Source organism: Pseudoalteromonas caenipelagi (assembly GCF_013140855.1).
Classification (GTDB): domain Bacteria; phylum Pseudomonadota; class Gammaproteobacteria; order Enterobacterales; family Alteromonadaceae; genus Pseudoalteromonas; species Pseudoalteromonas caenipelagi.
This window is the reverse complement of record NZ_JABBPG010000012.1, coordinates 89,697-112,666: the sequence shown is the minus strand read 5'-3', so window position 1 is coordinate 112,666 and position 22,970 is coordinate 89,697. Positions and strand designations below refer to the sequence as shown.

The following is a 22,970-nucleotide window of genomic DNA, read 5'->3' as shown; positions in this document are numbered from 1 at the left end:
CGCAGAAATAGCAAATCAGTGATTTGCAAACCAATTTCTGCGTCCCCTTCGTCTAGAGGCCTAGGACACCGCCCTTTCACGGCGGTAACAGGGGTTCGAATCCCCTAGGGGACGCCACTTTACTTTAGGTGAAGTATAAAAAAACTCATATGGTGCGAGTTAAAACAGCCAGTCCTAGTGACACAGAAATGAGCATCTAGATATTCACTAAGAGCATCTTCGATACTCAAATCAATTTCTGCAATAGTTATAAGGTCATTCGCCTCGCAGGCTCGGTCTCTTCTAACGCAGAAATAGCAAATCAGTGATTTGCAAACCAATTTCTGCGTCCCCTTCGTCTAGAGGCCTAGGACACCGCCCTTTCACGGCGGTAACAGGGGTTCGAATCCCCTAGGGGACGCCACTTCTTGTGCATGTTGTCGTGTCTATTGGTGCAAGCTTATAGAAAAACAAAATTTCACTCCTTATCTTCTCTTTATTCCCTTATTTTTTTAAAAAACTTGTTTGTTGCGTTAAGCGCACACTAATTTACTCGTCTAAATGCCGCGATTGAAGCTGCAAAGATAGTAGGGCAGTGATTTTGTGGTGCTTGCGGATAAAGCAATGGCAATCCGCAACAACACTTAATCATTTGAAAGACAAAATCTGACGCGAAGTGCGTTAAAAACTTCTCATGTAGAACAAAGGAATAGCGATATTTTTTCCTAGCTATAGATAAGATTTTCTTACCTAAAAATAGATTACTTAAGTAAGCGAATTGGTATTAGAGTCCTGCTCTGAGTGTCCAATGATCCACTAAAGAAATCGAGTAGCGAGTAGCAGATCTTAAGCGGCACGCAGAATATGCCGTAAGGCGATTAAAAATGACGTAGAAACGTCCGCAGAGTGTGTTTAATAAACTGTTGGGGCGTATTTACTGATATTTTGAACGATATGTTTAGTCTCAACTATCAAATGTCGACGCCTGCTGCTGGACTAAGAGTGTCTGGCCAAGCAATTTATTGCCAAGTTTTATTGATGAACTAATGCTTACAATTTATAACTGCAAAAAGAGCTTATCTGCGTATCTAAAGCAAATTTGAACAGTGGCAGCTAAATAGGGGCGATAAAATTTGTCAGTTGAAAATAGATAGAGCCCACAAAAATAGCTGGGCTCATAGTGTTGTTACTCAAACATGCCTGTTACTACAGGAGTACTTTGTTCGACCATTAAAATACCATTGCTCCATACGTAGACGGGCTTTAAAGTCTGTTTATCTAGTAGTACTAAATCGGCATCGCAATTTGTCCCAATATGTCCTTTTTTCACACCGAGTATGTTTGCGGGGTTACTTGTTATCGCCATCAGCGCATGTTCAATTGCAACATCAAATTCTTGTACAGCTTGAACAAATGCTTGGTGCAAAGACTCTTCTTTGCCGATTTCAAGTCCCACTAGGTTTAGTTGCGTGTCAAAAATCGGTAAGCTTGCGTGACCATCAGAGCTGATAGTAAGTTGTGCTGGGCTAACGCCCTGATTGATACAATAGGCCAGCGCTTGAGCGGCAGAATATTCGCCGTGTTCAAGGTCGTATTGGGTGGTACTCGCCGTGAAGTCGATGGTGCCACCAGCATGACAAAACTTGATGCCTGCATCCAAAAGCGCTTTATTTCTATTCATATGAGTAGGATAAAATGCACTGAGGTTGATATCTGTGTTGTTTGCCACCGCATGCAATAGCGCTAAGTGACTTTTTTGTGGTCCCACGTGTACGCTGACTATCCCACTTTTACCGCTTAGCATACCTGCTACTTTGGCTTCAGCAGCAAGTTGTGCCAATTGTTGTACAGTGGGTTGACTACTGCGGTGATCAGAGATTGCAACTTCACCAACACCAATGAATTCCTCAACATACATCAGATCATCAGTGATACAACCAGTCAACGTTTTTGCTGGCAGGTGATATGAGCCTGTGTGGCAATATACGTTAAGACCTTGTTCCTTTAGGCCTTTGGCTTTGGCTATCAGATTACTGAGTGTACGGCTGCTCGAATCGGTGCCTAAGGCACCAACAACGGTTGTGATCCCATGCAATGTCGCGTCGGTTAGTTGCATTTCAGGTGTACGGCTGGCAAAGCCCGCTTCACCGCCGCCGCCAGTAATGTGTACTAAAGAGTCTACAAACCCTGGGGTGAGTATATACTTATGAGCGTCAATTATAGTCACTGGGATATTGCTGTTTAGTTGAATATTCGACTGAATATCAATCACTTTTGAACCGGCCAGTAACACATCCTTGGTGCCTTGATAAGCCGGAGTGTATAAACTTGCTCCTTGAATAAGCGTTAGCATAGAAAGCTCTTCTTATTGGTAGTTAATGAAATAGGCGATAAAAATAAAAGTACTGGCAAGTGCAAATAATGCCAGTGTAAACCGCCAGATAAACGCAGCCCACTCGCCCCAATCTAGTTTTACGATACCAAGGCAGCCAATCAGGCTTGCTGATGTAGGAATAAAAATATTGGTTAAACCATCGCCCAGTTGAAAAGCCAGTACCACAATTTGTCTTGATATATTAAGCAAATCGCCAAGTGGTGCCATAAGTGGCATAGTGATGGCTGCTTGCCCTGAACCTGACGAGACAAAAAAGTTAAACAGGCTTTGAAAAAGCAACATGCCCCATGCTGCAATAAAGTCGGGTACAGAGGCAATGCTACTTGCACTGTAATATAAAAGTGTATTTAAAACAGAGGGTGAATTAAGGTCGCTTCCCCCTAGTAGTAATACCACGCCTTTCGCTAGTGCCACCAGCATAGCGGCGGGAAGCAAATCTTGGGCACCTTGTTTAAATGCCTCTGCACAGTCGTTGGCGCTCAGTTTGTTAAAGATAATAGCAATAATGGCGCTTGCAAAACCAAGACAAAAAAACTGTGTCGCGAGTTCAGGAATATAATACTGTTTAGCCATGACCCCCCAAACAACCCAGCCGATACCTAACACAAAAGTGAGTAAGATAGCTTTATCAGCGGTATCAAGGGCTGTTGATAAGGTATTTTGCTGATGAGTATTTGATGACGTTTGCTTAATTGAGCTGGCGTAACGCACGGTAAAAATTAAACCAAAAACGGTAAATACCAGCCAAGCGAGCATTCTGAAGTTAGCGCCCGAGAACACGGGAATTTCTGCAATAGATTGCGCGATGGCAATACTAAATGGGTTCATCCAAGATGTGGCAAAGCCAATTTGTGTAGCCACATACGTTGTTAATACCGTAACTTTAGCGTCATAACCAAGTTGCTTCATGATGGGGAGCAATACAATACAAAACGCAATGGCTTCTTCGCCCATACCAAATACAGCCCCTCCGAGTGAGAATAGGCAAAATAATAGAGGAATAAACAACCACTCAATACGTTGCGTTTTATTGATAAGCGCCATAATGCCATTATTAATGGCACCTGTTTTCATGATGATGCCAAATGCGCCACCAGTTATAAGAATAAACGCCATTACACCAATAGTGGCACCGTATTTATCACCAGCAACTAAGCCCTCGAACAATACATTGGCAAGTCCTATCTCACCGTTTTGAGCAAACAAAGGCAAAGGCGTTAAATCATCAACCGTTTGATACTCAGATAGCGCAACTGCATGGCTTTGCTTTGGTGCGTCAAATTTACCGGGCGTTATTAACAAAGAGGCGACATAGGCAAGTAATGCCACTGCCAGTAAAATAATGCTAGCATCTGGCATTGTAAATTTTTTATTTTTCATAGTATCACTTCATGTGCGAGTTATTGGATATCACAATGGCTATCCAATCAATATAGATAGCGTAGTGGCTTAAACTCTGATGAGCAAAGCCACTACAAACTAAGTTAGGCCCTAATTGGTTTGCGGTACGAACCAGTTAGAAACGATAGGTTGCACTGAGTGTAACGCGCTGTCCGTAGGCGTTGTGATTGATAGAATCAAACCCACGGCGTGAGCCAAATACACGTGGAGGCTCTTTGTCAAACACATTATCAATGCGCGCTCTGAGGATGAAATTATCATTAAGGTCTATGCCTGCTGATAAATCCCACACCAGCCAACTATCTACGTTACGTTTTCCGTTACTATTGAGCTCGTTTAAGCCTTCTAACTCATCTATTTCTCGCCCTCGCAGACCCTCAATATCATCTTCATAGCTACTGGTGTAATTCGCCCCTAGCGTGATGTAATAATTATCAAGGCTCCAGTCTAAGGTGGTGCGAACCATGTTTCTTGGGTATTGATAGCTACCAACGAGCTTTTCCAAGGAATCAGACCCAGGTTTGTTGCGGTCAAATTTTAAGTAGTGAGTACCGTTAAGGGCAACTGTGAGCTGACTTGCCGCTAAGTTAAAGCGCTGATCGAATTTAAAATCAATACCTGAAAGCGTTTGTGTACCGGTGTTTTCTAACGGGATAACGTGATCGCGATACAGTGGCAAGTAATACTCATCTTCGCGTGGCTCAAAGGTCGTTATATACGCATCCAGAATTTGTGATAAATTTGCGCCTTGTTGGGTAATAGTGAGGCCACTGTTATCGGTCACTTCACATAACTGAGCGTCATAAGAGACGCCTTGTTGGCCGTCAGGTACTAACCCACAGTGGCGTAATGTAGCATCGCTCATCGCTCTATCTAGTACCGCAGTCATATTGGTATCAATCACTTGTTGGTGATCAAAGTACCAATAATCAATGGTCAGGTTTGTATCAATACTTGGACTCCAAGCAAAGCCAACACTCAGTGCTTCAGACTCTTCAGCGCTTAAGTGAGGGTTGCCGAGCTCAAGGGAGTTAACACTCACTTGCGTTCCATCACCCATACAATATAGATCTGCAACGGCTTGGTTGGTACCACAATCAAATGATGATTGAGTTGTTCTAAGTTTTACGCCTGCTTGCGTGAGAGAGGGCGCTCTGAACGACGTGGACCAAGATCCCCTTAAAATGAGCGAGTCAGACGGGCGATAACTCACACCAATTTTAGGGTTAAAGGTGCTACCAAAATCATCGTAATGATCGTAGCGACCAGCCAGTTGCAGCTCAATTTGCTCGGTAACTGAAACATTGAGCTCGGCAAATGCGGCATATTGAGTGCGTTTTGCGCTAGAAAGACTTGAGCCAAAACCAAACACGTCAACTAAGTAATCATTTTCTGCTCTAGCCTGGGAGTTAACAGAAGGAGTATCTGTGAGTTCTTCTTTTCGGGCCTCAATACCAAATGACGTATAAGCAGGTAGGTCATTAAAAGTGAACAATTCGCCACTGATATTGGCATCCCAGCCATACACTGTGCTTTTGCCATCGCGCGTTGGGCGCGCTTGTGTAGTGGCAAGTACTGCATCGTTATTGGCATCACCTTGTACAAAAGGGTTATAAAATGGCAGGAGCTGCCCTGTTTGGCAGTTTAATGCGCTACCATCGAAGCTCGCGAGAGTACCATCTGAGCAAAGCTCCCCGGTAATAGCGGCATGAAACTGATAGCGATTATACACCCCAGCAATAGCCTCTTGCTCTGAGCGTGAACGGGATAAGGTAACACCCGACTCCCAGCTCCAGTCGTTTAATTCGCCCTCAAGCGTACTGACCAAACGAAAGTTTTTAGTATCAACTTCAACTGTTCTAGAGTCGTTAAAACGTGCGTCAAAGGCAAAACCATATACTTCTCGGCCACTTTGAGTAGTAAATGGATCAATATATAATTTATCTAACAAGGGGTTACTACCATCAGCTTGGTCATAAATAAACAAGGCGTCTTCAAGAATGTAGGGGCCATCGCTATCATTGAGCTGATTGATTGGCGCAGGGGAGGAGTAGGCTTGAGACTTCGTTTGGCTGTAAAAGAAGTCTGTGTGCCAGTCAAGGCCAGCCAAGGTACTGTTAAACATAAACCCTGTAGAGATACTTTCAAAAGGTGTCTCTAAATAGTCATGTTGATTGCTGTAATAGGCGCAGATTTGCTCACCATATTCGGTGCTAACGAGCGCACTTTGACAATTAGGCGCTGGGAGTTCATTGCCATCACGACTGCTGTAATAATAAATGTTGGGCGAGTTTTCGAGCGTAGGCAGGTACGAATAGGCACTGCTTAAGTTTGGTGAAGCGCTAAAGTCTCGATCGGTGGCCTTAAATGCGTTTCTATCGTAGATATCCGCAAACACACTTAGGTGACTATCGCCAATTTGCGTGCCGAATAAAAAGTTAATTTGCTTCTTACCCTCATCATGGCTAGCTGTGCTATCAGAAAATGAGGCGTTAAGTTCTGCGCCGTTGTAATCATCTTTGAGAATATAATTTATTACACCTGCTACAGCATCGGCACCGTAGACAGCTGAAGCTCCAGTTGCCAAAATCTCAATTCGCTCAATGGCTGCAAGAGGGATAGCGTTAATATCAACAAAATTTTCGGTGCCAGCTGCAAATGAGCTTGGTGCAATGCGGCGCGAGTTAATCAAAGTCAGTGTTGATGATGGCCCCATGCCACGAAGGCTTGCCGCGGATTGACCGGCAGGAGTTGAGGTTGATGTGCCACCACTTTCGGAGGTTGAGAAGGTGCCCGTACCACCTTTTAAAACTGATAGGTCTTTGAGTAACTCATAAATGGTGTTGGCACCAGATTGTTTGATACTTTGTTGATCTAACACGGTCAGAGGAACACTGCCTTCAAGATCAACGCCTTTGATACGTGAGCCCGTAATTTCTACTCTTTCAATGTTTTCTAATTCGTTATTTTGCTGTGCATACGCGCTTGCAACCGGGCAAAGTAAAGCACTTACTGCCGTTGCAATAGTTAATCGACGAAACATGACGGATTACCTTTATGTCTTTAACGAGCAGGCGCAAATATGCCATACGCTCGATTATTATGATTATTCAGACAGGGCAGTGATAGATGAACACAAACAGCCCCTCACAAAACAATGGGTTGTGAGGTGTGGGCTACTCGTCAAACCACTCCGAAAGGTAGTGAGGAGAGTAGAAATATGTACAAAGCAATGGTGCTTTTTTAAACATAATTCTAATCCAAATAGGTTTTTGACAAAGCTAGCGGGTCAATGCTAGCTTACTCGCGTTTTAAAGTTCCTTTTTTTTATAGCAAGGCACAATTGTGTCTGCAAGCACTTTTTTTAACCTCAACATGAGTGAGAACGTGATGACAAGTATTCACACGGTTATATTTGATAACTTTAAAACAAGGTTTTTGTGGCTTTTTTTGCTGATTTTACCTTTGTTTTCGATGAAGATAGCAGCAAATGAAAAGCCGCAAACACTGGTGTTAATTGGTGGCGCACTGACAACTTGCTCCAGTTTAAATCCTGAAAATTGCAACAATAAGGGTGCGCCTGAAGGCAAAACTGCAAATCAGTTTGTAGTAGATGATAAGCGCATAGCACGTGTAAAAGCCCTGTGGCCAAGCCCAAATTTACAGCATAAAAATAAAGTGGCTGCGGTACTTAATAAAATAGCTAAGCAGCATTCAAGCGCGATAAATAAAAAGGCGTTGCTATGGAAATGGCGAGATATGGATAATGCATTATTAAGCCAACTGACTGATCTTGAATATTATTTTGTTTTAGATATGCTCGAAAAGCCAATCCTTAATGAGCAGGGAAGCCGTATTCAAGAGCAAGTGAACATTCAAAACAACCGTGAACGTGCTAGTAATGATATCGTCAATTTTATAAAAGCCTCTGCCAAGGTGGCACAGTCAAGCCCTCGTTTACTGGCTATTACCGCATCAAGTCGAGACCCTTATGAATCCGCAGATTTTTATGAAGGGCTACTTAGCCAAACAGTAAAGCAAGCTCAGTGGTTAGCGCTTACGCCTGCACTTGCAAAAGCTATCACCACGGGGCAGTGCAATAAACTAGATGAAATTCGCCAGCAAACTATGCGGCTGTTTAACCGTGAAAATGTCTACGCCGATCGTACCGATGCCGAACAAGCGCTCTGCGAAAAAGGCGTTAAACATCTTGTTGAAATGATTGAACTTAGTACCGGCATCATGTTCAACGGCGGAGATCAGAGTTTAACAAGGCAAGTGATGTTTGACGAAAAAGGTCAAGCATACCCTTGGACTCGAGCGATACTGAACCGTCCTTTATTAATCGGTACAAGTGCAGGCACTGCGGTACAAAGTGGTGGCAAAAATCAGTTTGGCCAAGTGCCTATGATCAGTAATGGTAGCAGTAAGCAGGCATTAAAAAGCGGAGCCCATGCTCAAGCAGCACCTAGTGCTAGGTGTATTGAAGATTGTCAGCAGGGGTTGGTGGCGGATGCGCTAACATATCAAAGCGAAGGAGGACTTGGCACATTTAGTTTGGGGGTGCTAGATACGCACTTTAGTGAGCGAAATCGAAGTTTACGTTTAGCGGTATTACTGAATGAAACAGACCAGCGCCATGGTTTTGGTGTAGATGAAACAACGGCATTGGCGGTTATCAAATCTTCATCTGGACAAGTGCTGACGGTATTGGGTAAATATGGTGTGGTGCATATAAAGTCGCTTTCAAAGCAACAGTTTAGCTACTCTTACTGGCCAAGTGGGGCACTTATTGAACAAAAACAACATGATTTTTTATTAAGTGCGCGCACCTTGCAAAATGCGTTGCCAGATATCAAAGTACCTGCGTTACCTGATCAACGCTTTACCAACGTTTTAGAAAATACCAAGCTGCGCTCGCTGACCCAAGCAATGTGCTTGGCCAAGCAAAAACAAGCTCAAGCGCAACAGGGTGAGTTTAATTTTATTTTTCAAGCGGATGAGCACACACGCTTTCTGCGCATTAATAAGAGCCAGGTAGGCTGTGCGATAGAAAACTTGAAAATAAGCTTTTTAAACAATAACTAATATTTTAAAAGGTGGGCCTGCACGGCCCGCTCTTTAAATCAGTAGCTTAACGGCACCGTCATATCCTTCAGCAAGTAGGTATTCTCGCAGTTCAACGATAGATTGCTCAGCATCATCAAAGTGCTTTTGCAAGTAGTCGGTAAATAATTTAACTTCACTTGGTTTTTCGTGAACGGCAAAGTAGGCAATGAGTCTCAGTACATCATCTTTTTGTGGCAAAACTTGAAAACCATATGTTTTTTCAAGGTGCTTATAATGATTAAAATAAGAATCAAACCCCGCTACTTTTTCTTCATAACTGGGTTGCCATTTGTTATAGCGAAACTTTAATGCATCCACAAATGCGATTAATTTACTATCTTGGTGGCCGTAGCCTGGGTATTGTTTAGCGCTAAAGTTAAGATGCTTTTGCTGCGTAAAATGTGTTGCTAGTTTTTCAAACGGCGCTTGCATATGCTCACCTTCATCAGCCACAGACATAAACAGTGAGCCACTTAGCGCTTTGCCTTTTGCAGCTAACTCAACTAAGTAACCATCGTCCATTGAAGGACTAAAAGCAAAGTAGTCGGTAAATTGCGTATTACCCTTTAGAAACTGCTCAAGCGCAAACTTTCCTGCATTCGAATGTCCCACAAGCACTGAATATTTAGCGCTTCGATAATGCTTGTGAACATAAGGTATAAGTTCTTGACTGAGGTATTGGCGAAACAGACTTGCAGGGGGGTTGCTTGAATTTGAGGTTATAGGGTGAAGTTGCGCACCTTTACTAGGGATTGCAACAACAATAAATTCAGGAACATTGCTTGCCATGGCATCTAAAGTTGCATCAATATATGCGCTATCCCACTGGCCATGTAGCACGTATAAAATAGGGTAGTTTCGTGTGTTATTGCTAGTATAACTACTAGGTAGCTTAACTTGAACGGTTTGTGTATCCGAATATACTTTTGAGTTAACCTTCACAGCTGAAAACTGCGCGCTGGCATTAAAAGCGATTAGGTAAACGAGTACCGAGAATATTTTTTTCATGTTAATTTCCATATGAATTGCGGTTTTCGTATAGTGTTTTTGGTAACTCGTATAAGCAATTTGAAAAAGCTTTAGTTTTTCTGAAGATTTTCTTACTTATTGATATAAAAGATAATAAAAATAATGACTATCTCAGGGCGTTGTACATATCAGCATTTTTCTTTCGATTTTTCTCGGTGTGAAGTGAGCTCTAATACACAAACAGCTGAACTTGAACCAAAAGTTATGGCGGTATTGGCTTGTTTATACGAGCAGCAAGGGCTGGTGATTAGCCAACAAGAAATCTTCAATGAGGTTTGGCCGGGCAGGGTTTATAACCAAAGCTTGGTACAGCGCGCAATAGCACTGATTAGAAAAGCGCTGGGAGAAGACGCGACATCAGCTAAGTGGTTAATAACTTATCCAACAAAAGGATATTGTTTAAAGGCGCAGCCGCACATTAATCATTTTAAAAGATGCTATTTAGGGGCCGTAGTATTGCTACTCGTGTTGGTATTACTCGCGGTTTATGTAAATAATGAAACACTACAAGCGCCGCGCTATCACACACTCTCAACGTTGTTAAAAACACCGTTGGATAGTTACTCTCTCAGTCAAAATGAGTATGCTGACTGGCTTTATTTATCTGAAGATGAAAACCAGTATCGATTGTGGTTGAAAAATGGGCAAAGCGAAAAAGTCATTTTAACCAGCTCAGAGCCTCTACTGTTTGCCTTTTGGTATCAAGGCGCTCCAGTGGTTGTAAAAACACGCTCAGATTCAGGCTATGAGTTTATTAAAGTTGCGGAACAGCATCAGCACCTGTTTAAAACTCAATTATTGCCAGCGGTAAAGCCACAAGTTATTGAAAATAAAATTTACTTTTCTACTGCTAAGCATATTTATCAGTTTGACGGTGGTTCTCAATCACTCTCAATCGTGAGCGATTTTAGTCATGCCCAACAGATTGTGGATATGACTCACTCTGATAAACACAATATGCTCGCAGTATTAGTGAGCTTGGGACAAGCTCACTATAAAGTTATAACAGTTACACTCGATACCCTAGCTACCGAAGATATTTTTCAGGACTTTGGTGTCTATCATTCTATTGATTGGCATTCGAGTAAGCCACTGCTATTGCTCTCAAAGGGAAGTGAGCTTTTGCAATTAACATTAGCGGGCAACACAACTACAATTGCTTATCCAACTGACAAGCATATCGCGACAGCTCAGTACTCACGTTTTGAGGATGCGATTTATTTACGCCAAAAATCACTTCAGATTGGTTTTACTCTATACGCAAACGCCAAACGAGAAACACCTTTACTCAAGGTTAATAATGTGGGGGCTGATTTATTTCCTACAAGCAACCCAAAGAACAATAAGCGTTACGTTTATCAATCTGATAGAAGTGGAACTAATGAGCTGTATTTGGTTGACGCAGAGAAAGAAGAGGTATTAGCAACAACACAGCACAGTGAACACTTTAATGGTTTCAGTTGGTCTGTTGATGGCAAAAAATTAGCGTATGCGATAAATCAACGTATTATGGTTCATGATTCCGAGCAGATTGTTGACAAAGTGACACTAACAAATACCGCATATATCCGAGCTTGGTACAGCGATGGTGAGAGCCTACTAGTCAATCAAATGAAGCGGGGGGAGCCATTCCCCAGTCGCTTATATTTAGGCAGCGCCAAAGTGCAGCAATTGACTCACTCTTCAGCAAGTTGTGCCGTCTTGGATAATGAAGGTAATCTGTATTATGTGCAGGGCAAAATGTTGAAAAAGCAAGCGCTAAATGGGGATATAATTACGCTGCATGAGTTAACTGGTATGGATGAATATGACGATCTATTTATAAATAACAAATACCTATATGCAAGTGTTGGCAATGATGAAGTGCGCTATATACAGCAGCTCAACTTAAGAGATTATTCACTAAAGCGCTTTGCGATATCGAAAGATATGATATTGGCAGGGGTTACCCAAAACGATGCAACTTGGTTTTATGACAATTTAAAAGTCTCATCTAGGTATATGAAATTGCACTAACCCAATCACGTTTGCTTGTGATTGGGTTGCTTGCATTATCCAATTAAAGCTTGCCGAGCATTCGGTTTAAGGTGGCATCTTTATCAATAACATGGTGCTTAACCGCTGCGCCAATATGTGCAACGATAAGGGCACTCAGCGCGTAGCCAATCAAACTATGTGCATTTTTGGCAACGATAAATATGTGTTCATTAATTGCGACTACTTCATCGTTGACGATGTTTTCATGAACTAAAGTCAAACCAAATATATCAATGCCATAGCCACCAAACCCAGAGTAAAGCATGCCGCTTATTGGCATAAAAAGGGTACCAAGTAATAGTAACCAATGCGCACTGTGTGAGAGCTTTTGCATGGTCACCGACATATCGGCCACAGGTTTGGGAAAACCCTGCCTAACACGATGAATAGCTCGGGGTAATATGAGCAGTAAAGCCAATACACCAAGGGCTTTGTGAGTAGGGTAAAGTGCCCATGCTTCAAGGTTAACCATATAAAAGCCGATAGTAATAAGACTTAACATGGTCAGTCCTACTAGCCAATGCAGTAAACGAGTTGTGGTACTTAATGCGTGTTGATTCATAATAATTTGCTCCTTAACTTGCTGAGCTCATAAATTAAAGAGCGGGCGGTTGTGAGCCAATAGTTAAGTGATGAAATGCCTCACTTTGGGATAATCTGTTTAACCTCCTCCACTCGTCCCAAGCGCTTGTGATTATTGACCAAACATAGCATGTGCGGCTTGGCGTTTACTTTTACTTACGGGAACATGCTGCTGGTTTTTTAATACGATTAATCCGTGGCCGGAGCGTTCATTAATCACTTTTTGCGCGTAAGACATATTAATGAAGTACGAGCGATGGCTTCTGAAAAACTGGTCACTGGGAAGTAGCTCGTTAAGTTCTTTCATTGTGGCACGCAACAAGTGAGTTTTGCTCTTACAGGTTACTTCAATGTAATTGCCTGCAGCTTTAATAAACACAATATCGTCAAGTTTAATCTGAATATTATCCAGCTCTAAACATAGTGATTGCGTTTGGCTTTCGCTTGTTTGCTGTGAGTGAGTTAGCTTATTTATGGAAGGCTTTGGCGGCTGAGTTTTGTCTTGGTCACTGTCTTGTACTGGCTCAGACGGGCATGATTTATTTGCACTGAGTGTAGTAAGCGAGTCGTTACTATTAAATAAGCGATATTTTAGATGCCATACAAATACAATAGTGATGTAAGCGATAACATGATGAGGCCACTGATAAAACAGACTCTCAAGCCAAGTGATCTGCTCGATTGTGATATCTAAAGTGGTATTTACCGCGAGGGCAAATCCGACTGCATAAATACCGACCAAAGCATAGTGTGCTGTTATTGATGCTTGATGGCGATTGGTCAGCGCTTTACACAGTGCGGGTGTCATGATTAACCATACCCCAAACTTTTGCAGCGACCATAAGATAGAAGAGGCGATATCAACCCGCTCTTTAGCAATTAACAAACTGTGTACCGTGCAGTTTAAGCAAACAACCGTGAGGATCAGCGCCCAGCCGATCAACATAAGTTGATAATCTTTTAATCGATAAAAATGTTGTTTAAGTAATGTATCCACTATCCAATACCTAACTATGCGTGTCGTGTGCAATATCTTAGTGCGCAAAATAACATAAATAGACCCGAATTAGGGGATAAAAGTTCGAGTTAATGCGCAGCTTAAAAAAGTAAAGTTGTTATTGGGTACAGCACTTCTGTTAATAATATTTTAATCAATGAAATTAACGTATACGTACCATGTTGCCAATTCTAATCCACTCCCTTACTATCTTTGTCTAAAATTGACTCCCACTATTATCGCGTGCTTGGGTAACAAATAAATGGAATTAAATGAAGTCCTTTACCGCCTAGGGTGGATAGTTAAAAGCTTTAATATCGCTATTGTTATATGGTTTTTGGTTACTCAGCTCCCTACCTATAAATGGTCTTTATTCTACGGGCGGCGCAATGCACTAACATCTCTACAGCATCACGACATGCAATCATGCTTTATTACAGTCTGTTGTGTTGTGCTTACCCATTTGTATGGTTCCGCTGTGGAGCAGTACCTCGTTTCGTTAGACTTTGATCGGGTAAATAAACTTAGAGTGTTCTACATAGGAGTGATGGGGGTTCATTTTTCAGAGATCCTAGTTATTTTTATATGGCACCGACTGCGCGGTTGTTTGTTTTCAAAAACCACCAGAGTCTGCATCTATACAAGGATCATATCCATGTTGTTGAGTTTTATGGAGCTTATTGCGAGAGGTTATTTTGACTATCATGACTTATTTCCCGTTTATGTAGCCGGTGGCTTGGCATGTAGCTTAATTACAATCTGTGCTATATCAGCCTTCCCAATAAGGCAAACCTTGGCGTATTTTAAACAGCGCAGAGGGTTAACACATTAAGAAGGTAATGTTGATAAATGACAATATATTGGGTGCTGTATCGATGAATGACTTTGTGAATCTTCTTGGATGGGTAATTAAGGGGTATGAATTCACTCTTCTCCTTTGGTTTTTAGTTACGCAATTGCCAAAATATGGGGGGGCATTATTTTACGCGCGAGGACGAACACTAAAGTCCTTAAAACACCACGAAATGCATTCGTGCTTTATGACCATTTTATGTATGTTCGTTTTTCATGTGTTTGCCTCTGAAATAGAACAGTTTTTTGTAAGTCCGTTCATCGCTGAATTAAACAGCAAAATCAAAGTGTTTTACATATCAGGTATGATCATTCAGTTCATCTTTTTGATAATGATATTTACTTATCATAGGGCTCGGCAATGTTTGTTTTCTAGAACGACTAGAGTGTGTATGTTTACCACGGTTGTTGTTATGACTTTGCAATTTATACAGCTTATCGCAAGAGGGTATTTTGATTACCACGCGCTCGTGATGACTTACTTTGTGGCTGTATGGGTGTGCAATATAGTTGCGGTGTCTGCAATGTCTATTTACCCCATCCGTCAAACTTTGGTCTACTTTAAACAACGCGGAGCATTGGTTTGAGTTATAGATGAAAATCAAGCCAAGTTTGTACGGTGAACACCTTGAGTTAAAGTAAAATACTCCGACAGCCTCATCACCCTGAAACAAGTTCAGGGTGATGAGGTTGTTTTAACTTGCGAGTGAGCAAAATGAAAGCACAAAGGGTGATGCTGTTGCTGCCTTTTGTGTCTGTCACGTTCTACCCATATCTGTTTTTATTAAATAATGGCAGTATTGGTAGCTTTGCTGTCATTTAAGCCATTTGGGCTTTTAGTTTATACTGCTGGCTAAATATATAAGCTAGGAAGGCATAATGAAAAAGCCCATCTATTTTTTAGCCTATGAGGGCATGGAATTACTTGATTTAGCAGGCCCTCAATCAGCCTTTCAGGAAGCCAGTCAGGCAGTGCCTGACAGCTACTCTTTAACAGTGATTAGTTTTGACAAAGAGCCCGTACGCTGTGAAGCTGGATTGCAAATTATGCCTGAACTTGCACTTGGAGAAGTTATGACATGCCATACACTGGTGATCCCAGGTGGCAAAGGCGCTAGAAGTGAGCTTTTCACGGCGCAACAACTCCAGATGCTTGCGAGGTTAATGTCGCGCTGCGAACGCGTTGTATCAATATGCACGGGGGTATATTTTACTGCCAGAGCAGGGCTTGCAGAGGGCACTAAGGTGACTACTCACTGGGCATTTATTGATGACCTTAAAGCACAATTTCCACATTTAAACGTTGATAGTGAAAAACTCTATGTACAAGACGGGCGTTATTGGTCTTCGGCTGGGGTTACCTCAGGCATTGATTTAACGTTGCGATTGATAGAGTTAGACTTAGGAAAAGCGGTGTCTCACCAAGTGGCAAAACACTTAGTAGTCTATTTAAAACGCTCGGGTAATCAAAAACAGTTTTCTGACTTATTAAACATGCAAAAGCCAAGAACGCCACGCATGGAAATGGTCAATGAGTGGATAAAAGCACATGTTCATGAAGAGATGTCGGTGCAAGACTTAGCACAAGTGGTGCATTTGAGTGAGCGACAATGTCATCGCCTATTTTTATCCGAAACGGGTAACACGCCCGCACAATATATCGAGAAATACCGCATGCAATTAGCCAGTGAACTGCTGGCCACTTCAGACAAAAATATTAAATCGATAGCGCTAAGCCTTGGATATCACACCAGCCATGGTTTTAATCGTGCTTTTCAACGCAATTTTTCAGTCAGCCCGACGGCTTATCGCAGCGCATTTTTAACAAGGTAAAAGGGGCGAATATGAAAGCGCTAGTGTTCTTAATAACTCTACTATTCAGTGGGTTAGCTTTTAGCAACCCAGTTATTAGTAATGCGAAATTTGGTCATGGCCATGCAACAGCTCATAAGCCTTTGGTGCAAACAACAAATGCCTCTGGGGGGAAATATGTTTGCCAGCTATGTCCGCATGTTAAAGACATTTACAATACAACCACATTTGAGCATGATGGCCAATGCCCGGTTTGTGGCATGAACTTAATTGAGTTACATCCACAAGGGGTAACAAGAGATCTCAAATTGCACGCAGGTTCCGGCAACTATTTTATCTCTGGTGGAAAAGGGCATGAAGCACGTTTAATTAATGTGTTTTATCACGTACCGCGCAAATTTAATGCAACTTCTCGAGTTTTGCTGGTTATTCCAGGCGCTGGCCGAAATGCTTGGAGTTACAGAGATAGCTGGATTGACGCCTCTGAACAATATAACGTTTTGATATTATCCCCCGCATACGCTGAAGATGATTATGACTTTGCCCGTTATCATTTAGGTGGCATAGTATCGAACCTTGTTTTTAATAATCAGCAAGCGTTGGCCGATGGTAAAAAGACCAGTCAATATCGCTTTAAAGATGAAGAACTGCTATTCGATATTAACCATGATGCGCAAAGCTGGTTATTTAATGATTTTGATCGCATATTTGACAGTGCTATTGGCGCATTAGCTGGACAGCAAAGCAATTATGATATTTTTGGGCACTCAGCAGGTGGGCAAATATTACATCGGTTTGCGATTTTTCACCCAGATTCAAAAGCTAAACGAATCGTTGCCGCAAATTCAGGCTCTTATACAATTGCTAACCGCGAAGATGGCTTACCATTTGGCTTAAAAAACAGTGGCCTTTCAGATGAGCATTTACATAGAAGTTTTGCTAAGTCGCTGACTTTGCTGGTTGGAGAGCTAGATAATGAAAGCGAAACCAGAGGCAGTATGTTGCATACGCCAACAGTAGATAAACAAGGCTTGGGCAGATTATCCAGAAGCAATTACTTTTTTGCACAAAGTGCTCAATATGCGGCACACATTGGTGCCAGAGTTAATTGGCAACATCAAGTTGTGAAAGGTGTTGGACATGATTTTAAGCAAATGAGCAATGCGGCGGCACACTATCTTTATGCGCATTAATTTATACGTGAGTGATTGACAGTAGCAATGTCGATTGGCCGACAGAGTGAAAATATACTGCGCAAATAACAAACAAAGTGCAGCCGTGTTTAGCTCAAATAACGCGTTAACACACCATAGAGGTTATTCATATCCACCGGCTTACCAATATGAGCGGTAAAACCTTGCTGAAGATAACGCTCTACATCTGCTAGCATCACATTCGCTGTAAGAGCAATGATATGCATATCACTATGTGTTTGGCGTATTCTTCGTTGTGCTTCTACACCATCCATTTCAGGCATTTGAATGTCCATCAGGATGAGATCAAAGTCCTCTTGCTTGACAGCCTCTACCGCTAATTTGCCATTATCTACTACGGTTAACTCTGCGTTAGTGTCTTTGAGCATCGATTTAATCAGTACCTGATTAATTGGATTATCTTCTGCAATAAGAATTTTCTTTCCAGATAGTTGCGGCGCTACCACAGCTTTACTTGCTTGCTCTGTTACATTCTTATCCGACTTTTTCAAAGGCAACATCACGTCTACGGTTGTACCATGACCTATCCGACTACTTAGATTAACTGTTCCCCCCATCAATTTTACAAGATTGATAGTAATTGACATGCCCAACCCTGTGCCGCCAAACTTACGAGTAGTCGAACTGTCAGCTTGCTCAAAGCGTTCAAAAATGCGTGCTTGCGCCGTCTCACTCATACCTATCCCTGAATCTGTCACGCAGATGCATACCGCTTGTTTGCCATGATATTTTTTACAGCTTAACGCGATTGTTACGCGGCCTTGCTCGGTAAATTTAACCGCATTTGAGACTAAGTTTAATAGTATTTGTTTTACACGAACGATGTCACCTAGCCAGCCATCTGAGAAACTCTTATCAACAATATGTATTAAATCGATGCCTTTATTACTCACTAAAGTGTCAACATCAAATTGCACCGACTTTACAACGTCAGAAAATAAAAATGGCTGTTGCTCCAGCTTTAATTTGTTGTTTTCTATTTTTGAGTAGTCGAGTATGTCGTTGATTAATGTAAGTAACGACTTAGCTGAAGACGACGCATTGGCAAGAATTGCTTTTAAATCATCATTGAGTTGTGTCGTTTGCAGCAACTGTAAGCCACCAAGAATCGCATTCATAGGCGTGCGGATCTCATGGCTCATATTGGCTAAAAACTCGCTTTTAGCGCGATTGGCTTCATCTGCGGCTAACTTTGCTTTTTGTAGCTCATTGATGGCGTTGACTTTGTCTGTGATATCATAGTTTACACCGATTACTTTTAAGGCTTGTCCGCTCTCATCTCTGATGACATCAGCACTTGCTTTCATGGTTCTTATTTGCCCATTGGGGTGCACAACGCGAAACTCTGGGTCATAAGTGCCTTTGCCTGCTACAGTGTCGAATAATAGCGCTTTAGTCGCTTCTATATCATCAGGGTGTACACTGTTCTCCCACGCTTCATAGGCGCCAGAAAAGTCAGCTCCTTTTATACCGTAGAGTGTATACATCCAATCATCCCAGATTAACTCATTGCTGATCACATCCCACTCCCACACGCCAATACCTGCTGAGTCATTGGCTAGCTTCATTCTAAAGGCGCTTAATTCGGCTTCATCTTTAGTTGCTTGTAGTTGTTTTTCTATGCGTTGTTGGGCAGAAATATCTTGAATAACAGACCATATAGATTCTGTGCCGTCACTTTTCGCAATTTTAATACCTGAAAGTTGCACGGGGTAAGTATGGCCTTGTTTATGGATATACTCTTTTTTATAAGGACCATATCGGCCCTCTGTGAGTAGTTGCGTTAGCATACCTTGTTCTTGCTGTTCGTAGGCTTTAGGTGTGAGTTGCCAGTAATCCATATTGTTTAGTTCATCAACATCATAGCCAGTAAAGCGGCTAAACTCATTATTGACGTATTCAAAGCGACCATCAGACAAGCGATTAATGACAATGCCGACAGGTGCCAAGTTGACAAACTGCTCAAATTTTTCTTTTTCTTCTAAGTACGCGGATTGAAACCGTTCGATATCTAAAACTGCATTTTCCAGTTGAGTTTGGGTCTCAGAAAGTTCTGAAATGTCTCTGCCAATGGCAAGTACGAGGTTTGTATCTGCAAGCGGAAGTGCTGTGAGCGAAACTAAACAAGGAAATGTTGAGCCATCTGAGCGCGAATGGAGCCATTGAAATAACTGTGGCCCTTCGGTAAATGTTTTTGATATATACTCATTTGCCATTTCGTCAGAACGCCGACCACAAGGCTGAAATTCAGGGGATATATCAGACGGATGCAGGCTAATAAAGTTTTCCTTAGTTGCTACGCCATGAAGAACAATAGCCGCTTCATTGCATTCGATAAATCTACCAGTACTAAGGTCAATGATTGAGAGCGCATCTCCAGAGACATCAAAAAGGGTTTTGTATTTTAATCGCTCAGCATTTGCAGTTGCGAGTTGTGCTTCAAGCTGGCGAACTTTTTCTTCTAGTAACGCGAGTTTGTCTTCCATCTTAAGGTTAAATTTTGTTAGTGTTTGCTGTACTTAGTATAGAGGTAATTTATCGATTTTTTGTAGTGATAATAATCATTTATTTAGAGTTTTAGTGTATGAGTTGCACACATTTTCAATAAGGTGATTATTTAACCTACAAGGCAAACATCGAGGACGTAGTCGTTACTCTTCACATAACCACAGCCAAAAATGGTTTATGTTTAGCTTTTGTCAGCCAGTGCGCAAAGCTAAGAGTTTAGCATTGTTATCAGGTTCTTCGTACAAAGAAAGGTTTTCATCCTGAGATTCAATGGCGATGATAGACATCCTATCGGCTAACTCATTACCCTCAATGCCGACATGTCCGTTTACATGGTGAATGGTAATTTGAGATGCAATGTCTTGATAAAGAGCATACGCAGGTTGAATAATATCCAAGTTTTTTATTTCACCACTAGGTTTAGTCCAGCCTTTTTGCTTCCAGCCACTTGCCCACTTAGTGATGCAATCTATCGAATATTTAGAGTCACAGAAAATAGCCACGGTATTGCCAGTTGCCAGCTTATCTTTGGCAATTAAGAGCGCTTGATGCAGCCCTTGAAGCTCTGCGGTATTGTTTGTTCCCAGTGGTTGGTATAAACCATACCAAAGCTCACTGAGCTTATTGTGTTCATATACGGCAAGCCCGGTGCCAGCTTCTCCTGGGTTCGGTTCACATGCGCCATCAGTATATATTTTTACCTCAAACGGCATGGCGTCTATTTGTTCTTGACTAAGAGGGGCTGGCTTTTGCTTGTTTGATGGTTTGGTAAGCTTTGGGTTTGCTTTTGCAGTTAAGCCCCTTGGTGACTTACCAAATGCAGACTCTGCTTCATTTAACGTTGGAAATGACTTAAATTTTGCGCCAGTAAAACCGTCAACTTGTGACTTACACTCTGCCCAAGATGAAAAAATGCCAGTTTTGCGGCCTTGCCAAACGACGTAATATTTTTTAGCCAAGCTGTACTCCCAATTGAAACTAACGATGTATATGAAGCTGTTATAAGTGTGCTAATAATTGTTTTATCATTATGACTGTCGAGTAAAAAGACAATTGTTATCTTTTATCGGATTTTGAATGATCACTAGGTAGATAAGCCAAGCATTTTCATTGACATTTTATCTGCTTTTACGAGTGCTTGCGCTTTGTTTATTTCGGCTAAATATTGTGTCTTATCAAAACATAAAGTGGGAAAGTCTTTATAGCACCAATACAAGCCTGCTGATTTTTTAGATTTGTCACTTCTGTGTGAGTTGCGCCACTGGCCCCAAAACACAAAGTCATCATAACTGGTGATAACGCCTTGAAAAAACCAGCACTCCCAAGCGCCACAATCACACGCATAAGGCATAAATACCTGCTCTTTTGCATTAATATCGTCCATACGGTAGAGAATATCACGACAACCTAATGCGGCAGTGTAAGCGCCGTACAATCGTTTATGAAAGCGTTTTTCATACTCGCTTATCAGTGTTAAAAGGCATACTCTGTCAATGTAAACATCAAATATTAGGCCTAAATTGTCGTAATGGCCAACGGGCTTTAGCGCCAAATGATTTATCTCACTACTGTTTTTGGCCATCTAAATAGTTCCCGTTTTACGTATCATCATCCATTTGCTTTTCTTGTAAGCCAATGCACTTCGGGCATTGCTAATGCGTTACTCAGTATATGCAACAATACGTTACTTGTTAACTCCTTATGAATACGGAGCCGCATTTGTCGGGTTACAATTGTTTATGTAGACGAAGTAAAGCATTGTTCGTGCAATATCAGCCTACTGCTAGCAGAGGCTTTGCTGCATGGTTGTTGATGGCACAGGTTTAAAAGTGTGCGCTCTCTATCTCATTACATCGTTACCTATATGGTGGGGGGGAGCGAGATTAGACATTACCTCACGTTAGCTTTGAAAAGGGATTGGGATAGCTTCAACCGTGACAGAGTTATTTGAGTCAACGACTACTGCGTGATTTCGGGCTACTTTTATCCATCCATGTGATGTTTCGGTCAGTGGCTCTGAACATATAATGATATCGCCATTTGGTTCGTGATTAACGATGATATCGTCAGCCAGTTGATCATAGTTAAACGTGCCTTGCGTATAAAATAGTGAGGCAGGTTGGCTATTTACATCCGTTGCAAAACGGGTGGCAACTGTACTGATACCGTCACTCACTGCAAAGTTAATAAATGCATTAGTATTTGCGCCATTATCTATTCGAAATTGAATGATGCGTCTGATGGTTTCATAGAGGGCATGTTTTAGCTCCTCAGCCGATAAGTTGTCACAAAAATCAATCGTATCCATAAACAATGCAAAAGCATATTCGGAGTCGGTGTTGCCTTTGATCAGATTAAATGCTTTATCAGATAAGCTATTTAAAATACTTCGCTTGAATTTGGGAAATTGATCCAACCGTCCATTATGCATGAATATATAGCGGCTAGATGTAAATGGGTGGCAGTTACTTTGCGACACAGGCATATCTATTGAAGCATCGCGAACATGTGCAAAAAAGTGTTTGCTGCTCACTTTTGTGGTTAGCTGAATTAGGTTTTGATTACTCCAAGCTGGTTCAATGCTAACGATACGGGCAGGCTCGGGATCGTTGTGTAGTGGATACCAACCAACACCAAAGCCATCGCCATTGACCGGCTTTGCACGCTTTCTAGAGGTTTTACTTTGTACAATCAGAGAGTTTGCAGGTTTAATCACTAATTTATTCATGGTGATTGCACTGCCTTTATAAATGATAAAGCGACACATATTTCATCCACGTCTATTATTTTTGCCTGCATGTATACGGCAAACGAATAAAACAAAACACTTCAGAAATAATAGCCTGATTACTCAGATCTCTCTTTAAATTCACACTGCTCTTCAACTAAATGTGTCGGCTGTAAGTTTAGCTAATGGCCAATAGTCGTAATTTGTTATGCAACACGCTGCTTAATTTGTGTTACATTATAACATATCTTTTTGTGGTTGAGAGCAAATATGGCTGGTGCTGCTTTTCAATCGCTTCAATTTAAACTGCGAGATAGAGCTACATTG

15 protein-coding genes and 2 tRNA genes are annotated in these 22,970 nt (G+C 41.7%); 7 read left to right on the top strand and 10 right to left on the bottom strand.

Annotation, left to right across the window (positions count from 1 at the left end):
* Positions 1-41 precede the first annotated feature (41 nt).
* Together HG263_RS20430 and HG263_RS20425 are read left to right on the top strand one after the other, a co-directional pair.
* Positions 42-117, top strand: a tRNA-Glu gene (locus HG263_RS20430).
* Positions 118-327: 210 nt separating this feature from the next.
* Positions 328-403, top strand: a tRNA-Glu gene (locus tag HG263_RS20425).
* Between the two features lie 762 nt (positions 404-1,165).
* On the opposite strand, the gene iadA is transcribed toward HG263_RS20425, so the two are convergent.
* The 3 genes from iadA to HG263_RS20410 all read right to left on the bottom strand — a co-directional run bounded on the left by iadA (position 1,166) and on the right by HG263_RS20410 (position 6,818).
* Entirely contained in the window at positions 1,166-2,332 is a 1,167-nt protein-coding gene (iadA, locus tag HG263_RS20420; protein WP_171627924.1) for a beta-aspartyl-peptidase, read from the bottom strand.
* A gap of 12 nt (positions 2,333-2,344) precedes the next feature.
* Entirely contained in the window at positions 2,345-3,754 is a 1,410-nt protein-coding gene (yfcC, locus tag HG263_RS20415) for a putative basic amino acid antiporter YfcC (RefSeq protein WP_171627923.1), read from the bottom strand.
* A gap of 136 nt (positions 3,755-3,890) precedes the next feature.
* Positions 3,891-6,818: a TonB-dependent receptor domain-containing protein gene (locus HG263_RS20410; RefSeq protein ID WP_171627922.1), complete on the bottom strand. Its 2,928-nt coding sequence runs from the start codon at positions 6,816-6,818 to the stop codon at positions 3,891-3,893.
* Between the two features lie 302 nt (positions 6,819-7,120).
* Here HG263_RS20410 and HG263_RS20405 point away from each other — a divergent pair, with 302 nt between their 5' ends.
* Positions 7,121-8,863, top strand: coding sequence for a cyanophycinase (locus HG263_RS20405; protein ID WP_343044023.1), 1,743 nt, complete (start codon positions 7,121-7,123; stop codon positions 8,861-8,863).
* Between the two features lie 33 nt (positions 8,864-8,896).
* Here HG263_RS20405 and HG263_RS20400 read toward each other — a convergent pair whose 3' ends face one another.
* Entirely contained in the window at positions 8,897-9,892 is a 996-nt protein-coding gene (locus HG263_RS20400; protein ID WP_171627921.1) for an alpha/beta hydrolase, read from the bottom strand.
* A 183-nt stretch (positions 9,893-10,075) separates the two neighbouring features.
* Here HG263_RS20400 and HG263_RS20395 point away from each other — a divergent pair, with 183 nt between their 5' ends.
* Complete coding sequence (locus HG263_RS20395; RefSeq protein WP_171627920.1) at positions 10,076-11,929, top strand: winged helix-turn-helix domain-containing protein; 1,854 nt, start codon at positions 10,076-10,078, stop codon at positions 11,927-11,929.
* 43 nt (positions 11,930-11,972) lie between these two features.
* Here the strand turns inward: HG263_RS20395 and HG263_RS20390 are convergent, their stop codons facing one another.
* Positions 11,973-12,512 carry a cytochrome b gene (locus HG263_RS20390; RefSeq protein WP_171627919.1) on the bottom strand — a complete coding sequence of 180 codons (540 nt, stop codon included), beginning with the start codon at positions 12,510-12,512 and terminating at the stop codon, positions 11,973-11,975.
* Between the two features lie 132 nt (positions 12,513-12,644).
* A complete protein-coding gene (locus HG263_RS20385; protein WP_171627918.1) occupies positions 12,645-13,529 on the bottom strand; it encodes a LytTR family transcriptional regulator DNA-binding domain-containing protein in 885 nt (294 codons plus the stop codon).
* A 1,265-nt stretch (positions 13,530-14,794) separates the two neighbouring features.
* Between HG263_RS20385 and HG263_RS20380 the strand changes: the two genes are divergently transcribed.
* The 3 genes from HG263_RS20380 (at position 14,795) to HG263_RS20370 (ending at position 17,386) form a co-directional block, all read left to right on the top strand.
* On the top strand, positions 14,795-14,968 hold the full coding sequence (locus HG263_RS20380; RefSeq protein WP_171627917.1) for a hypothetical protein: 174 nt from the start codon (positions 14,795-14,797) through the stop codon (positions 14,966-14,968).
* Between the two features lie 292 nt (positions 14,969-15,260).
* Positions 15,261-16,214, top strand: coding sequence for a GlxA family transcriptional regulator (locus HG263_RS20375; protein WP_171627916.1), 954 nt, complete (start codon positions 15,261-15,263; stop codon positions 16,212-16,214).
* An 11-nt stretch (positions 16,215-16,225) separates the two neighbouring features.
* Positions 16,226-17,386, top strand: a complete 1,161-nt coding sequence (locus HG263_RS20370; RefSeq protein ID WP_171627915.1) for a hypothetical protein — start codon at positions 16,226-16,228, stop codon at positions 17,384-17,386.
* A gap of 89 nt (positions 17,387-17,475) precedes the next feature.
* On the opposite strand, the gene HG263_RS20365 is transcribed toward HG263_RS20370, so the two are convergent.
* The 4 genes from HG263_RS20365 to HG263_RS20350 form a co-directional block, all read right to left on the bottom strand.
* Entirely contained in the window at positions 17,476-19,893 is a 2,418-nt protein-coding gene (locus tag HG263_RS20365; protein ID WP_171627914.1) for a PAS domain-containing hybrid sensor histidine kinase/response regulator, read from the bottom strand.
* Between the two features lie 213 nt (positions 19,894-20,106).
* Positions 20,107-20,874, bottom strand: coding sequence for a ribonuclease H family protein (locus HG263_RS20360; RefSeq protein WP_171627913.1), 768 nt, complete (start codon positions 20,872-20,874; stop codon positions 20,107-20,109).
* Positions 20,875-20,999: 125 nt separating this feature from the next.
* Positions 21,000-21,497 (bottom strand): hypothetical protein, encoded by a 498-nt coding sequence (locus HG263_RS20355; protein WP_171627912.1) that lies wholly within the window; start codon positions 21,495-21,497, stop codon positions 21,000-21,002.
* Between the two features lie 318 nt (positions 21,498-21,815).
* Entirely contained in the window at positions 21,816-22,682 is an 867-nt protein-coding gene (locus tag HG263_RS20350; RefSeq protein ID WP_171627911.1) for a class II glutamine amidotransferase, read from the bottom strand.
* Between the last annotated feature and the right edge of the window lie 288 nt (positions 22,683-22,970).

Excerpts from the sequence above, each read along its gene's own strand:
- iadA (WP_171627924.1), bottom strand. The coding sequence starts at position 2,332 with ATGCTAACGCTTATTCAAGGAGCAAGTTTATACACTCCGGCTTATCAA.
- yfcC (WP_171627923.1), bottom strand. The coding sequence starts at position 3,754 with ATGAAAAATAAAAAATTTACAATGCCAGATGCTAGCATTATTTTACTG.
- HG263_RS20410 (WP_171627922.1), bottom strand. The coding sequence starts at position 6,818 with ATGTTTCGTCGATTAACTATTGCAACGGCAGTAAGTGCTTTACTTTGC.
- HG263_RS20400 (WP_171627921.1), bottom strand. The coding sequence starts at position 9,892 with ATGAAAAAAATATTCTCGGTACTCGTTTACCTAATCGCTTTTAATGCC.
- HG263_RS20390 (WP_171627919.1), bottom strand. The coding sequence starts at position 12,512 with ATGAATCAACACGCATTAAGTACCACAACTCGTTTACTGCATTGGCTA.
- HG263_RS20380 (WP_171627917.1), top strand. The coding sequence starts at position 14,795 with ATGACTTTGCAATTTATACAGCTTATCGCAAGAGGGTATTTTGATTAC.
- HG263_RS20375 (WP_171627916.1), top strand. The coding sequence starts at position 15,261 with ATGAAAAAGCCCATCTATTTTTTAGCCTATGAGGGCATGGAATTACTT.
- HG263_RS20370 (WP_171627915.1), top strand. The coding sequence starts at position 16,226 with ATGAAAGCGCTAGTGTTCTTAATAACTCTACTATTCAGTGGGTTAGCT.
- HG263_RS20365 (WP_171627914.1), bottom strand. The coding sequence starts at position 19,893 with ATGGAAGACAAACTCGCGTTACTAGAAGAAAAAGTTCGCCAGCTTGAA.
- HG263_RS20355 (WP_171627912.1), bottom strand. The coding sequence starts at position 21,497 with ATGGCCAAAAACAGTAGTGAGATAAATCATTTGGCGCTAAAGCCCGTT.
- HG263_RS20350 (WP_171627911.1), bottom strand. The coding sequence starts at position 22,682 with ATGTGTCGCTTTATCATTTATAAAGGCAGTGCAATCACCATGAATAAA.